The organism is Bradyrhizobium yuanmingense, assembly GCF_029167105.1.
Taxonomy (GTDB): domain Bacteria; phylum Pseudomonadota; class Alphaproteobacteria; order Rhizobiales; family Xanthobacteraceae; genus Bradyrhizobium; species Bradyrhizobium yuanmingense_A.
In genome coordinates, this window is the sequence record NZ_JARFML010000003.1 from 356387 (window position 1) to 371376 (window position 14990).

General features: G+C 60.0%; 10 protein-coding genes. 5 read left to right on the forward strand and 5 right to left on the reverse strand.

Annotated elements, in window-relative coordinates; all coding sequences use genetic code 11:
* Positions 1 to 3: 3 nt before the first annotated feature.
* Positions 4 to 516: a hypothetical protein gene (locus P0R31_RS06395; RefSeq protein ID WP_275513305.1), complete on the reverse strand. Its 513-nt coding sequence runs from the start codon at positions 514 to 516 to the stop codon at positions 4 to 6.
* 650 nt (positions 517 to 1166) lie between these two features.
* Here P0R31_RS06395 and P0R31_RS06400 point away from each other — a divergent pair.
* From P0R31_RS06400 to P0R31_RS06415, 4 genes are read left to right on the forward strand one after another with little or no spacing between them, the layout of a single operon-like run.
* Entirely contained in the window at positions 1167 to 2378 is a 1212-nt protein-coding gene (locus tag P0R31_RS06400) for an acyltransferase family protein (protein ID WP_275513306.1), read from the forward strand.
* 7 nt (positions 2379 to 2385) lie between these two features.
* Complete coding sequence (locus P0R31_RS06405; RefSeq protein WP_275513307.1) at positions 2386 to 3723, forward strand: hypothetical protein; 1338 nt, start codon at positions 2386 to 2388, stop codon at positions 3721 to 3723.
* A gap of 9 nt (positions 3724 to 3732) precedes the next feature.
* Entirely contained in the window at positions 3733 to 4839 is a 1107-nt protein-coding gene (locus P0R31_RS06410) for an acyltransferase family protein (protein WP_275513308.1), read from the forward strand.
* Entirely contained in the window at positions 4836 to 5927 is a 1092-nt protein-coding gene (locus P0R31_RS06415; protein ID WP_275513309.1) for an acyltransferase family protein, read from the forward strand. Before P0R31_RS06410 ends, P0R31_RS06415 begins: the two co-directional genes overlap by 4 nt.
* A gap of 17 nt (positions 5928 to 5944) precedes the next feature.
* On the opposite strand, the gene P0R31_RS06420 is transcribed toward P0R31_RS06415, so the two are convergent.
* On the reverse strand, positions 5945 to 7060 hold the full coding sequence (locus P0R31_RS06420; protein ID WP_275513310.1) for a glycosyltransferase family 4 protein: 1116 nt from the start codon (positions 7058 to 7060) through the stop codon (positions 5945 to 5947).
* 1 nt (position 7061) lies between these two features.
* Positions 7062 to 7895 carry a polysaccharide pyruvyl transferase family protein gene (locus P0R31_RS06425; protein ID WP_275513311.1) on the reverse strand — a complete coding sequence of 278 codons (834 nt, stop codon included), beginning with the start codon at positions 7893 to 7895 and terminating at the stop codon, positions 7062 to 7064.
* A 109-nt stretch (positions 7896 to 8004) separates the two neighbouring features.
* Between P0R31_RS06425 and P0R31_RS06430 the strand changes: the two genes are divergently transcribed.
* Positions 8005 to 9486: a lipopolysaccharide biosynthesis protein gene (locus tag P0R31_RS06430; RefSeq protein ID WP_275513312.1), complete on the forward strand. Its 1482-nt coding sequence runs from the start codon at positions 8005 to 8007 to the stop codon at positions 9484 to 9486.
* 25 nt (positions 9487 to 9511) lie between these two features.
* On the opposite strand, the gene P0R31_RS06435 is transcribed toward P0R31_RS06430, so the two are convergent.
* Both P0R31_RS06435 and P0R31_RS06440 read right to left on the reverse strand, forming a co-directional pair.
* Positions 9512 to 10636: an acyltransferase family protein gene (locus tag P0R31_RS06435; protein ID WP_275513313.1), complete on the reverse strand. Its 1125-nt coding sequence runs from the start codon at positions 10634 to 10636 to the stop codon at positions 9512 to 9514.
* Between the two features lie 233 nt (positions 10637 to 10869).
* Positions 10870 to 14778 (reverse strand): RHS repeat protein, encoded by a 3909-nt coding sequence (locus P0R31_RS06440; protein WP_275513314.1) that lies wholly within the window; start codon positions 14776 to 14778, stop codon positions 10870 to 10872.
* Positions 14779 to 14990: the final 212 nt, after the last annotated feature.

Genomic DNA, 14990 nt, shown 5'->3' on the forward strand with positions numbered 1-14990 from the left:
GGATCAATTCGGAAGGGGGACGGGCTTGAATGGATTGGCCAGCTTGGTTCTCCACTCGCCTTCGAGCAGTGCTCCGCCGCGGCCCGGCTGCGGCGAGGTCTTGACTTGCGATTGGACCTGGACGCCGGAGCTGTCGTCTCCTGCGGCGGAATAACCGGCCTGCACGTTGAGATCACCGACCCGCTGCACGAAATCCCTGATCTTGCGCGAGGCGTCCGGCTTGGTCGACGTGCAACGTGTTTCGGCAATGCGCAGCGCAGCGCCGATGGACGAGCGATCGGTTGAGGTCGAGGCCGAGATGAGCGTCTGCACGGACGGCAGCACCGACGGATTTGTGGCGACATAGCGCGCGAGCCAATACCGCAACTTCTCCTTGTCATTGCGCAGCCGCTCCAGGAGCGAGGAGGGCGACTTCACGAAGGTGTCGAGTTCGAGTTGCGAGGCGCGGTCCGAGAATTCGACGCACTGCGCGCGGCAAGCTTCGACACTCGAGACAATCAGCGCAAAACCGATCAAGACAATCGCCAGCCATCGCGGCTGTGCATGACGACGTGTTAGTCCGCGGCCCATCCGTGTTCCTTGCTTCTGTTGCAATAGGAGAACAGGCGAAACTTGGCAGGTAACTGTGTCATCTTTTTGTGCGACGCAAAACCCGATGCAAAACGTCGACAAATCGACGGCGCTGCCTGCTTTCTCGCCGGTTGTAGAAGAAAGATTTGCAATGCCTGCGAGATCGGCAGGTCGCGCTCAGGAATGTTGCAAACTGAAAAGATATCGGGCACGCGGTACGGCCGCTCGTCGCAAAACCGACAGAAGTCGTGACGCGCGCTTATTGTTCCCCCGGGCGAGAGAATTTTTCGTGCGACATCTGCACGCAGACAGATCAATGGTGCTGCGAAGAGCATCGATCGCAACAGTGCCGAATTTCGCGCACACTTTGCGCGCAAATACTCGCAATCATCACATCCGGATCGGCTTGCGCGCCGAAGCAGGCGCGCGTCGGATGAAAAGTGGCATGAACTTGGCGCTCGCATGTCCGAAAAATCTGCGAGCCTTGAAATTATCGTCGGGCGTCATGCATCGAATGCCAGTCCGCGATCGCAGAGATTGAACACGCGCGAGACCTGATACACACTGCTGCGATGCAACAGCGACGGAATGTTGATGTGACGGAGTTGGTTCATCGTGAGAAGGCGCATGTCCAGCCGCTCGACAGTATCCGGGGGATCGCCGCGACTTCGGTGGTGATCCACCATCTGCTGCTGATGCCGACCTTTCTCGCGGCATTCCCCCACAACGCCTGGATCAACTGTTCCTTCTTCAGGAGTGCATGGTTGCTGGTCGATCTGTTCTTTGTTCTCAGCGGAATGGTCATGGCGTTGAGCTACATCGAGAACGACTTCACGCGCTTCTCGTTGCGCGAATTCATGATACGGCGCCTAGCGCGAGTCTATCCGCTGCATATCGTCATGCTGCTCGCAAACCTCGTCTTTCGCCTGCTGCGCATCGGCCTCGTCATGGCGGGCGTCGTGGTCGCCGCCCCGACGGTTTTCGAGGTGAACAACGCCTATTCGTTCGGCCTCAATGTTCTGCTGCTGCATTCGATGGGCTTCATCGACTATCTCAGCTGGAATGCGCCGAGCTGGAGCATCAGCGTCGAGTTCTACACCTATTTCGTGTTTGGTCTGATCGTTCTCTTTGCCCTGCGCATGGGCTCGCTATCGTGGTTCTATGTGCTCTCCGGCCTGATCGCGGTCGGAAGTCTGGTCTTCATCATCTTCGTGCTCGAAAAGAGGAGCCTCGAGCTTCAGACGGATTTCGGCCTTCTACGCTGCTTCGTCGGCTTTTTCCTGGGCGTGTTGATGGTGAAGATCGTCGATCGCCTGCGTGCAAAGCCGGGCGCTGCCGTGCAGGGCGTGCTGCAATTCGTCGCCATGATCGCGAGCATCGTCCTGGTGTCCCTGGCAGAGACCAATCCTGCGGCGACCTTCCTCGCACCGGTGATTTTCGCGATCTTCCTCGGCAGCTTGCTCGCCTTTCCGGATGCGCTGCTAATGCCGCGGATCCTGGTGGCCAAGCCGCTGATCTGGCTGGGGCGCCGCTCGTACTCCATCTATATGGTTCACGCGCTCGTGGTGCTGCTGGCCGAATATTTCGTGCGGGGCGTGGGAGCGGGGCGAATCGCCGCCCTGGATTCGATCTGGACAGGCCTGCCGGCTACGCTGAATCTCGTCGTTTCACTGGCCGCCGTGCTCGCGGTTTCGCACCTCACCTATCTCTATGTCGAAATTCCCGGCGGCAGGCTCCTGCGAAATGCATTCGGAAGCCCCCCGGATTTTGCGCCATCCCCCGCCCGATCGGCGCGGCTGAGCAACTGAGCCGCGCATGAGCACCTTCGCGCTGCAACCCCGCAGGATGATGCTGATCAGCCTCAATATCGAGGCGATCGCGCTCGCAGCCTATCTGGTCCGGGATGCCTTCGGCGGTATGATGCGATACTACACCAGCATCATGCATTTGGACGCGCTTTGGTTCGTGCCGGACGGCATTGCGCTTCTGTGCCTGGTCCAGTTCATCGTGCATTGCATCTTGCGCAATCGCAGTATCATGGCTGCAGTTGTCCTCGTGCAGATCATGCTGTCGCTGGTGCTCGGCTACTTCATGCTGGGGACGGTCAACGCGGCGATGTCGTCGTTTAAGATGATGCTCCCGGTGTTCGTCGGATTTTGTTTCTGCGACACCAGTCTGGGCTCCTACAAGAAGCTGCTGTCGGTCATCGCCGCGACGTTCTACCTCTCGCTGATCGGCGTGCTGCTGACGAAATTCTACTTCATGCCCTGGGTCGGATACAAATATGAGTCCTTCGGCGCCGTTCGTGAGGCGGGTCGCTTATGGTGGGCCTATGGCGGTGACGATCAGCGTCTCACGGGCTTTGCTGCCGAAAGTACCATGGCGGCCTTCTTCATACTCGTGTCATTCGCCATTACGTCGATCCGTAAGAGCACGATTTGGTGCCTTCTGTACGGCTCTCTTGCGGTCTACATCATCCGTCTGACGACCAGCAAGACGACCATGATCGTCCTCGTGCTCTACTTGATTCTGCTGGTGTTCGTGCGGATGCTGCCGGAGAAGTCGCGCTTCCCCGCGATACGGAACATTGCATTGTGGTCGTTTGCCGCGATCCTGGTGCCGTTCTTCATGATCGTGCTTGCTTCGGGTACCGTCGCGGTGCCGCACACGACCCTGTTCAGCATCGTCGACCGCATCAACAACAGCTGGCAACTGCCGTTCGTCTACCTGAGCCAGCTCATGCCCGTGGGTCTCGTGACCGGCTGCGGCGTGGGCTGCTTCAACTATCCGCAGAAGCTGTTCTCGCCGCTCGCCCCCTTCTGGGTTCCGGTCGACAATTTCTACATCGGCACGTATCTGATGTTCGGACTCCCGTTCGTCGCATTCATGGTGATGGTATTCCGGGCGACGTTCGGCACGACCGACGTTTACAAGCTGACGCTGATCTTCGTCGTCAACTTGTTCACGATCACCGTTCTGAATTACGGCCCGGCGTCCGGCCTGCTGATCATCGCGTTGAGCTTCAGCGAGGTGTTCTCGCGGCGCGCGGCCACCGCGCGGGCGGGCGACGCCGTGCCAATCATCGTACGGCCACCGATGCCGTCATTAGAAGGCTTCCGCCCGGATGTACCGGCGGCGAGCGGAAGCAGGTGAGAACGAACAATGCATAAACGGCTCGCATTCATCGACACACTGCGCGGCATTGCTGTGCTGGCCGTCCTGGTCCAGCACGTATTCGAGGTCATCCTGGAAAAGCACCCGACGGGTGTCTATTACGGGCCCCTCCACGACATATTCGGCTACTACATGAACTTTGGCCGGTTCGGCGTCGTGTTGTTCTTCTTCGTGAGCGGCTTCGTCATTCCGTTCAGCTTCCCGGACAGCGCCACGCCTGTGCGCGATTTTACGATCAGCCGCTTCTTCCGGCTCTATCCGGCCTATTGGACTTCGATCGTTGTCGGGCTGGTGTCGGTGCAGCTGCTGGATTCGAAGAGTTTTCCGCTGGGGCAGATCGTCGCTAACGTGACGATGTTGCAGACCTTCGTGAATGTCCCGAATCTCTGGGTGTTCTATTGGACGCTGGCGATCGAACTCTTGTTCTACGTCGGATGCACCATTCTCTTTGCGATGGGGCTGCTCAACCGGCGCTTCACGGCGGTGACCATCGTCGTTGCCGCCGCGCTAGTGGGAACCACAGCTGCACTTTTCGTTGAGAGCAGGGCAGTCTCCTCGGTGATGGAGGTCGGCTTGAACCTCTCGGCGATGTTCCTGGGCAAGATCATCCGCGACACCGTCATTGGCGGCAAGCTGCGGTGGACGCATGTGACCGTCTGCACGCTTCTGTATGCGGTCTTCGCCGCCACCCTGTCCGACCGTCGGTTTGGCGGCGTGTATCACGAGAATTTCTTCTACAGTTATTCGATCGGATCGGCCTATATCTGCGCGGCGCTTGTCTTCATCGGCTTTGCCGTGTTCGGCGAGCGGATGGCCTGGCGCCCGATGGCATTCGTCGGCGTGATCAGCTATTCGGTCTATCTGATGTCGCCGTTCGTGATTGTCTACGTCCATCGCCTGGCATGGTTCGGCGACGGACCCCTCGGATGGTCGATCTTCCTGGTCGTCATCCTGGCATTGTCGATCCTCGTCAGTTGGATGACATACACGTTCATCGAGAAGCCCAGCATTTCCTTCGGGCAAAGATTCCGCTCCGCGCGAAGAAAGCCTGTCGTCCTCGAGCCAGTGCTCAGCACCCAGGGTGCCGCAGAGTGATTAAGGCACCTCACCAGCCGGGCGCCGCCTATGACGGATCGTTCGTTCCGTCGGTCCAGGGCCTGCGCGCCATCGCGGCGCTGAGCGTGCTGATGGACCATTTCTACGATATGCCGAAGGGCGGGATGTACGACATCCCGGATCCCGGCTTCCTGCCGCCGCTCTGGTCCTGGCTGCAATCGGTGATCAATGTCGGCGGGCACGGCGTCGAGCTGTTCTTCATGATCAGCGGATTCCTGATCCCGGCCAGTCTGATACGCCACGGTTCGCTGTCGCGGTTCTTCTTCGACCGCGTCCTGCGCATCATGCCGGTGTTCGTCGTGCTGCATCTTGCGCTGTTCGCGATCGGGCCGATCGTGGCCTACAAATTCTTCCGCGGGATCGATCTCACCGGCTATCTCGGGATCTTTGCGGCCAACCTGTTCTTCGTGCAGGACGCGCTCGGGTTGCCCATTGCCCAGCAGAATGCGTGGACGTTGACCTATGAGTGGGCATTCTACATCTGGTTTGCGCTGACATTCTCGATGTGGCGCGCTGGGGGCAGGCTGCTGGCGGCGCCTCTCATCCTGCTGGGCGTGGCCTGCCTGATGCGCTGGCCGATCACCGCGTTCTTTTGCATTGGGATGCTGTTCAGCGCGACGGGATTTCGCATTTCCATTCCCGGACGGCTCGGTCTGGTCGCAGGGCTCGTCTGCGCGGCCGCGCTGTATGCGAGCCTGGTGCTGTTTCATCCGTTCGTAGGCCTCATTCCCGGATTTCTGCTGTTCGCCATGGTGCTCGCCCCGGAATCAGGACTCGGGAAGGCCCTGAGCACGCCGGCGCTTCAATACATCGGCAAGATCAGCTACAGCCTCTATCTCGTGCACCCCTTCGTGCTCTTCCCCTTGCAGGTGGTTGGCCTGAAGCTGGTTGCCGCCGGCGTCGACCGCTGGCTGCTATGGGCGGCTTTCATCGGACTTGGGCTGGTGATGTCACTGGCTGCAAGTGCGATCAGCTATGAACTGATCGAAGTTCGGCTGAGGCGCTTGCTGGACGGCGCGTTCCGCAGCACGTTCTTTCGACCGCTGAAAGTGGGGCAATCGGCTTGAGAGAGCGCGTGTCGCGCTCACTTCACGGTACGACCGGCGAGCCTGTGATAGGATCCAAGCAACCGTTCGGCAATGTGGTCCCAGTTCAGGGGCCCGGCCGCGGTCTGCCGCGCGCCGTCAGCCAACGTTGCGGCGAGTGACTTCGACGTCAGCACGCGCTCGAGTGCATCGGCGAGCGCAGTGGCATCGCCGGGAGGAACCAGGAGACCATTGACGCCGTCCGTCACGACGTCGGGAATGCCACCGGTGGCGCTGGCGACGACGGGACGCGCATTCCCATAGGCGGATGCGAGCACTCCGCTTTGTGATGCATCCTTGTAGGGTAAGGCAACCACTGTAGCAGATTGAAATAGACGTCCGGTATCCGCAGGCGAAATGTAGGCATTGATGGTCTTGACCGTCGGCATTGCCTCCATCCGGGCGCCGAGCCGTGTCATCTCGGGGCCGCGCCCGGCGACGATCGCTTCATGCGCGACACCGCGCTGGGCCAACATATCGATCGCGTCGATGAAGACGTCGAGGCCCTTGTAAGCCCACATCCGTCCAAAAAACAGGATGCGCCCGGGTTCCGGCTCAGTGAACGAGCTTTTGTCCGACGGAACCATGAGCACGCCGTGCATGCTGGAGACCGTCTCGCCCTTGAAGTCGGGCGAGGCGCGATGAAAATCGGCAATGCAGCTCTCGCCGTGCGTCGTGACGATCGAGGCGGCTGCACGCATGCGCCCGCGCCAGGCATCTTCACGGGGCGAGGTGCCGGAGCCGCCCTCCGAGTGCGGGATAGCATCGTGAACGGTGAGCACCAGGGGAATGCCGAGCGGACGCAGGAGCTGAATCAGCTTGGACGTGTAGATCTCAGGAACTTCGTGACAATGGATCACGTCCGGGCGAAACGATATTATGTCAATGAACGAGGCAGGGATGCCAATTGCGCCGCCGCGCCGCAGGCTGAGGTCGCGAATTCGTGTCTCGAACGGCGCCGTCACGGCGATATCGGCAAGCTCCCATTGCTGGTTCGCGTCTTTGCGGTTGAGCACAAGCCGAACGTCGCAATGATGCGCCAATCCCGATGCGAGGCGGTAGGAATATTCCGCAAAATGCGGCGCGTAGATGGCCACGCGGAGGCGCTTGGCCATGTTAGTTCTTTCCGCTCCAGAGGTCGATCGGGAATGCATTCATCAAGGCACGATGATCAAAGTTGAGGCGCGCAGCTCCCCCCATCTCGCGACCTTCGTCAATACTCGTCGCAAACTCGACGCCGAACCGGCCGGTGCCCTCATAATAGTCACGATACTTGAACTCAGCCTCTCCGCTGCTCAGCCGTACGTATCGAGCCGGTATCCCGAATGCCTCGGCGACGATGATGCCGTGGAGCGAGCTGGCCAGAACCAGTTCAGCTTCGAGAATGGCGTCAATTCGCCGGTTCCAGGATCCCAGCGGTGAGACCACCGTATCGGCGGCAGGGTCGACGATGTTCAAATCGTGCAAATTCGGAACAAACACCCACGGCTTCTTGGCTGTGGGGTGGAAGCGATTGGGGAACAGCTGAGGAAGCAGCAACGCCGGGTCTCCGAACACTTCGGGGACCGCGATGCCCCGGCGCTGCAGGACCTCCCGGGTACGGGGGCCGCGCACGGCTCGCACGTCCAAATTCTGCACGCGATGGTTGAGGTCGCCTTGGCCGGCGCGCCCGTTTACGCCGCTTCCCCAGATCACATCGCCATTTCGCGCGTAGTGGAGCACGGAGCCGATCGCGAACAAGCGCGTTTGCCGCGGCACCTCATCGGCGAGCGTATAGCCGAATTGCCGCAAGAGATGGTCAACGACGACGATCGAAAGATGATCGCCGAAATTGATCGTTCCGTCGTCGGGACGCCAGAAGAACAAGTCCACGTGCGGATAGGGCAGTTGATGAATAAAGTCGCAGCCGACCTCGTTGATCAGCCGTCGTAGATTGCCTCGAAAATTCATGCTGCCTCGGATGTAGCTGCTTTCTTGCCGTAGTGTCCTCGTAAACAAGGCGACTATTGGACCATAGCAGCCAATGGCTCATCGACGAATGTCGACCTAACCCCGAATTGTGACAGGCTTCCAATTGCGCCACGAGATTATCAAGCCGCGCTCGATCGTTTCGGGCGTCATTTGGTCGGCGCTCGATTCCGCGGTCGGGCAGGCGCTCACGCTCGCAATCTACATGATCATGGCGCGGCTGCTGTCGCCGCAGATTCTCGGCATCGTGGCGACGGGAGCGCTGGCGCTCGAGTTCTGTCGGGCAGTCCTGATCGAGAGCATCGCGATTGCCGTCCAGGCGCGTCCCGATCCGAAGGATGAGGATTACACAGCCTCGTTTTGGCTCATTGCGGGCCTCTCCTTGTTTGCAGCACTCGCACTGTTCGCCTCGAGCGGCGCCATCGAACGATTCTCCGGTCTTTCGGATCTTGCCATCGTTCTCAAAGGATTTTGCATCGTGGTGGCCGTGCAAGGCCTGTCACGGACGCACGAAGCCTGGCTGACGCGCAACCAACTCTTTCGATCCCTCGCCATCCGTTCGATTTCTTCAATCTCTATCGGCGGGGCGGTAGGGATCGCGCTGGCGATACAGGGGTACGGGGTCGTTGCGCTGGTCGGACAGCTCGTCTCGACTTCGTTGATCTCGCTGGTCAGCCTTTGGATCCTGACGCCCTGGCGCCCTCGGCTGCGTGTCAGCCGGCAGGCTGTCATCGATCTCCTGAGCTATGCGCGTTACGTGGCGCTGACGGGAATCACGAACTTTGCCAATGCCAATTCCGATCTGATTTTCGTCACTTGGTATACCGGCGCCGCCGGCGCGGGCTTCTACAGCCTTGCCAAGCGCCTGGTCAACGCCGTGAGTACCGTGATCGGGAATGCGTTGAACCGCGTGTTCTTTTCGACCATCGCTGGCCTCCAGCATGACCGGGAAGCATCGCGTTCGACGCTGGTCGACTTCGTCAAGTACACGTCACTGCTGACGGCCCCGCTTTTCGCGGGCATAGCGGCTCTGGCACCGGATCTCATCGTCGGTTTCTTCGGATCCAAGTGGGGCGAGGCCGCCCCTCTACTCGCGATCATGTCGATCACCGGGTTCTTGACCACGATCGGCCTCTACAATCACTCTGTGATCCTGGCATTCGGCAAACCGCACTGGCAGACCTGGCTGACGCTGATATATGCGGTTTCGAACATAGCGATTTTCATCGTCGCTGCGCCGTTCGGCCTTGTCGCGATCGCTGTCGGCTACGTCGTTCGCGCCTTGTTGCTGTATCCGCTATCCGCCGGAGCATCGATGCGGATCTTGTCGCTCGGCATCAGGCCCTATGCCGCGGCGCTGATGCCCGCACTTGCGGGCTCTGCGGTGATGGCATGCGCGGTGGTTGCTGCCTCCGTTACCATGCCGGCCACGTCGCCATGGCTGCGTCTCGCCGCGCTCGTGCTGCTTGGGTCTTCGGTCTATCTTGCCGTCGTCATGGCGGTCGCCCGGCCGGCGGTGGTGCGGATTTGGCAGGAAGTCTTGGGCCGTGTGCGGCGATCGTCCAAGACCTAGCCAGAATTCGGCCTGCACGCACCAGCTAGCTTGCGTTGGCCGCCTGTCTGGCCTCGGCAAGATCGAGCGGCTCGGGCTTCGGGACGCGGGCTGATCTTGCCCCGCCAGGCGCAAGCCGGTTGATCAATCTTCTAGCGGGATCTTCGACGTAGCGATATGTCACGTCGGCAACGACTGTCAGAACGATGCAGCAGACCAACGCAAACACTGGAAACACACTCGGTTGAAGTCCGAAATAGTGCCAGGCCGGCTTGAAAAGCAGGATCAACAGCACTTCGTGCACCATGTAGATCGCGTATGACGTGTTCCCGAGGCGGCCAAGCCAGTCGGAACCGGGAAACCGCGCGAAGGCGCTTTCTCCTGTGGCTGTGACGAGGATCGCGAGAGAGAACAGTATGATTGCAAGGTCGGGCTTCGCAAAGAAGTTGAGGACCAGAACCGAGACGGCAAACAGCGCTATTCCGGCGAATGCAACCGGCTTCTTGCGATAGTCGCTGGAGAGCCTGAACAGGACGGTCAGGAGAATCCCGTTCAGGAAGCTCGGAAGCGCCCGTAACATCCCGAAATCGAAAGTTGCCCCGTACATCTGTGAGCGCTCCTGCCAGATCGGCAGGTGAGCATGGGCAAGGATGCCGTAAGAGAGCGCGACGATGATCGCGAGCATCAGCGGCGAGATCCTCCCGGCCAGCAGCATGAACAATGGGAATAATAGGTAACAGAACAGCTCGGCGCTGATGGACCAAGCCGGCGAGTTGAAGCTGAGATGATCTGTGATACCCCACGCCTGCACGAGGAAGAGGTTTTGAATGAAATCCGTCCAGCTAGCGTGCGAGGTCGGACCGGATATGCCCATGAGAGCAAGGACCGCGAATATCAACAATGTGAGCAGATGCAAGGGGTAGATTCGCGCGATCCGCCTGACGAGAAAACGCGCATAGGAGCGCAGGCCGGTCGAGCTTGAAGGATAGGAATAGGAGATCACGAAGCCGGACAGGATGAAGAACATGTCCACGAACAGGCCATAGGACCCGTTCCAGGCCGGTGAGATGCCCTTGTCGATCAGCTTCAGGTGGAAGATGAAGACCCCGAGCGCGGCGACGAAGCGGTAGAAGTCGAGAACGACAAAACGTCTTGCTTCACTGGCTTCCATCGGGCCTCGGAGTCCTTGCGCGGTTCGTTCCCCTTCTAGAGTCGAATTGTGACGCAAGTTCGCAAGCGCGTCGGCCGATGCGGCGCAATCGCGGCAGCCCGCCCGAATTCATGGGGCCTATCCAATTGCGAATGGCAGTCAGCTCTGCTCATCGATAAGGCAGGCGCCCGACAAACGAACAGAGCCGGGACCTTGCACGGTCCCGGCTCCCGTTTGGGCAGATTTCGCCGTGCTTAGACGAACACGAAGTCGTGGGTGGTCAGGCTGGAGACGTAGACGTTCTTCAGCAGAATCGAGTCGGTGGCCGAGAACGTGATGAGCGCGTTCGTGCCGGACTGCGTGATCTGGAGGTGGCTGTAGTCCTCCGCCAGCAGTTTCGAGATCGCGATCGTGTCGTGCGTCGTCCCGCTGCCGGCCTGGAAGTTGAGGATCTGGTCCTGGCCGTGGTCGTACGCGATGGTCGTCGAGTTCGGCGCCGCCGAGAACACGTCATTGCCGGCCCCGCCCTGGATCGTCACGCCGCTGGCGACGGCCGTGACGTTGTGGGTGCCATCGGACTTGGTCTGATCGATGAACTGGAGCGCCTTGGCGGTGTTGTAGTTCTCGTGCTGCGTGACGCCGGCCTGTCCGTTGAAGTTGAACAGGAAGACGTCCCTCGAGCCGTCGGCGTGGCTGGCGATCTCCTGGGTCTTGATGCCGGCGCTGTTATAGATGTCGGTCAGCTTGCTGCCGTCACTGTTGATGACCTGGGTATAGTCCAGAGTGCCGTCGGCGTGGGTCCTTGTGATCTCGACGATATTGCCCGAGGCATCGAGGTGCTGGTGCTGCGTCGTGTAGGACTGGCCTGTGATGTTGTAGTTCCAGTTGTCCGACGTGCCGTCGGCGTTCTTGATATAGGCAGCGGTCTTGATACCGCCGGTGTAGACCGTGGTGGAACTGTAGCCGTCGCTCTTGGTCGTCACCTCGCTGGTGATAATTCCGTTGGCGTCATACCAGCCCGAGGTCTTGGTGCCGTCGGCGCTCTGCACCAGGGTGAACGCCAGGCTGTCGTCGGCGTGGGTCCGCACGATGTGCGTAAGGAAACCGGTGGTATCGTAGCTATCGTGCTCTTTCGTGTAGTTCTGACCGATGACGTTGAAGAGATAGACATCCCTCGAGCCGTCGGAGTGATAGTCGGTTTGTGTCTTCTTGACGCCTGAAGCGTCGTAATTGGTCACGACGCTGCCACCGTCGCTGCCGACGACCTGGGTATAGTCGAGCGTGCCGTCGGCGTGCCAGCGGGTCACCTCCGTCGTCTTGCCGGTCGGATCGAGATGCTGGTGCTGCGTGGCATAGCTCTGGCCGGTGATGTTGTAGGTGTAATTGTCTTGGCTCAGGTCGGCATTGGTGATGTAGGCCGCAGTTTTCAGGCCGTTGGTATAGACCGTTGTCGAGTTGTAACCGTCGGCCTTCGTGATCACCTCGCTGGTGAGGACCCCCTTTGCATCGTACCAGTCCGTCGTCTTGGTCCCGTCCTTGCTCTGCACCAGCTTGAACGCCATGCTGCCGTCCGCGTGCTTCCGGATCAGCGTCGTAAGGAAGCCGGTTGCATCATAGACGTCGTGTTCGGTCGTGTAGTTCTGGCCGGTGATGTTGAAGAGGAAGACGTCCTTGCTGCCATCGGCGTGGTACTCGGATTGTTTCGTCCGTACTCCCGCCGAGTCATAGATGGTGACGACGCTGCTCCCGTCGTTGTTGATGACCTGGGTATAGTCGAGCGTGCCATCCGCGTGCTTGCGGGTGACGGACGTGACCTTGCCGGACGGATCGATGTGCTGGATCAGCGTGGTGTAGCTCTGGCCGGTGATGCCATAGGCATAGTTGTCCAGACTACCGTCGGCGTTCTTGATGTAAACTTTCGTCTTGACGCCGTTGCTGTAGAGGGTTGTCGAGGCGAAGCCGTCGGCCTTTTGGACCACCTCGCTGGTGAGGCTGCCGGCGGCATTGTACCAGTTGGTCGTCTTGGTGCCGTCGGCGGTCTGCATCAGCTCGAAGGCCAGGCTGCCGTCGGCATGCAGGCGCGTCAGGGTCGTGAGGAATCCGGTCGAATCGTAGACGTCGTGCTGGGTCGTATAGTTCTGGCCCTTGATGCTGTACGTCCAGACATCCTTGCTGCGATCGGCATGGTAGGCGGTCTCGACCAGTTTCACTCCCGTGGCGCTGTACAACGTGATCACGCTGCTGCCGTCACTATTGTAGACCTGGGTCGAGTCCAGAGAGCCGTCGGCATGGCTGCGGATCACCGAAGTGACCTTCCCCGAAGCGTCGAGATGCTGCACCTGGGTGGTGAAGCTCTTGCCCGTGATGTTGTAGGTATAGTTGTCCTGCGAGCCGTCTGCGTTCTTGACGTAGGCGGCTGTCTTCACGCCGTTCGTGTAGAGCGTGGTGGAGTAATAGCCGTCGGACTTCTGGACGACTTCGCTCAGCAGGGTGCCGGCCGTGTTGTAGGTGTCGGTTGTCCGGGTTGCGTCGGTTCCGACATGAACGAATTTCGTCTGCACGCCGCCGGTGTAGCTGATCACGTCCTTGGAGCCGTCGCTGTACACGACGGTGGTCGAGGTCGGCTGCCCGCTTGAATTGAGGCCGGTGTCGGATTTCGAGAGCAGCTTGCCACTCGAATCGTAAGTCCTCGTACTGGTCCAGGTCGCCGCCGAGTTCGTCACCGAGAACGAATATCCGCCCTGGATCTTCGAGAGCGCGTTGCCGTAATGGGCGATCATGTAGTCCATGGTCGCCTTCGACGCGACCTGCAGGACGTGGGAGTCGGTCAGGGTGATTGTCTGCAGCGCCGTCGAGTCGCTCAGATCGGACAGTTGCGGCACGATCTCCGCAGCCGTTCCGGTGACGCTGGTCCTTGTGTCCGGGGCGGGCGGCGTGGTCGGGGGCGCGTCGATCTCGATGATCACGGGGTGATCGCTGACCGGAATGGTGATGGTGCTGACGTCGGTATAGCTGGCGATCGCTGTGGTGCCGGTCAGCGTGTCGTACACCTTCACGGTATGATGGACGGCGCCGAGGTTCACCGTCACCGTCTGGGCCGCATTGGACAGCTCGGTATCGGTGGCGTCGTTCCAGAGCTTCGGCTCGGCCCAGACGACGAGTTCGTAGGCGCCATTGCTCTTGCCGAGCACCATGCTGTTGCCTGAGGCCGGCATGTTGCTCAACGTGTAGTTCAATGGGTCAGTCGGCTGCAGGCCGCCCTTGCCGTCGTCGGCCAGAATGGTCGTCAGGTTGTGAATCGCCGTCGCGGCGAGCTTGGGCGTGCCGTCGGAGTTGAACAGGCCGAAATTGGCTTCGGGATTGGTATTGGCGGCAGACGAGTCGCGGTCGAACAGCTCGTAGAGGTAAGTTGCACTCACGCCGGCCTTGTAGGCGACGACAAGCGTGTTCAGGATCGATTTGGCCTGCACCGTCTCGTTGGCGCCGAGATACTGGGTATTGGTTTGGGTGGTGTAGCCGGTTTCCGTGATGACGACGGGTTTTCCCGGAGCCGCGGCCATGACGGCGCTCAGCGTCGCCGCGATGGAGTTGCTCGGATTGAGGCCGGTGCTGACATAAGCGTGGGCGTTGGCATAGTCGACCGAGCCCGACATGTTGCCGAGCTGGCTGTAGCCCTGGGGATCGTTGTAGGCCAGTGACAGATTGTAGACGGGGATGCTGGCGAGCGTCGCGTTGGCATTGACGGCCTGATAGAGCGCACTCTGGAACTGGGCCGCGGCAGTGAGGCTCGAGCTGCCATTGTAGCTGAAGGGCTGGTGATTGGCCTCGTTAAGCCCCTCGATGGCGCTGATGCTGCCCGAATAGCTTGTCGCGAATTTCTGGAGCGAGGCGATGTAGTTCTGCAACCCGACCGTACCGGACTGGGGCAGCGCAGACGATACCAGAAAGTCGAACTTGTAGCCGGCGGCGGCCAGGCCCTCGACGACAGGCTGCGCAGAGGGGCTCGTCCCCATCGCGTCGCGGAGATGGGTGACGCCGATATATTCGAGGCTGTCGGCCATCAGCGCGAGGTTATTGTAGCCGGTCCATCCGAAACCGGCGTGCGTGTTGACGCCGATAGAGTTGATGAAGCCGCTGGCGGACAGGATGGTTTGATCAGGCATTGCAAACTCGAGTTTGAGCGCGAACGAAATTGCTCGCAGGGATTTGCGTCGAAGCTTCTCTGTCGAGTGTGAATTTCAGATAAAAATCGAAGCTACAAATCGCGAGTGAAATGCGGTTCCTTGTACAGGAACAGCTCGACTCGTATTGCAGCAGAATGCTGATGCGATGCCCGTGCAGGATGGCGTGAGAAAGGCGCTTTCAAGATTTCCAC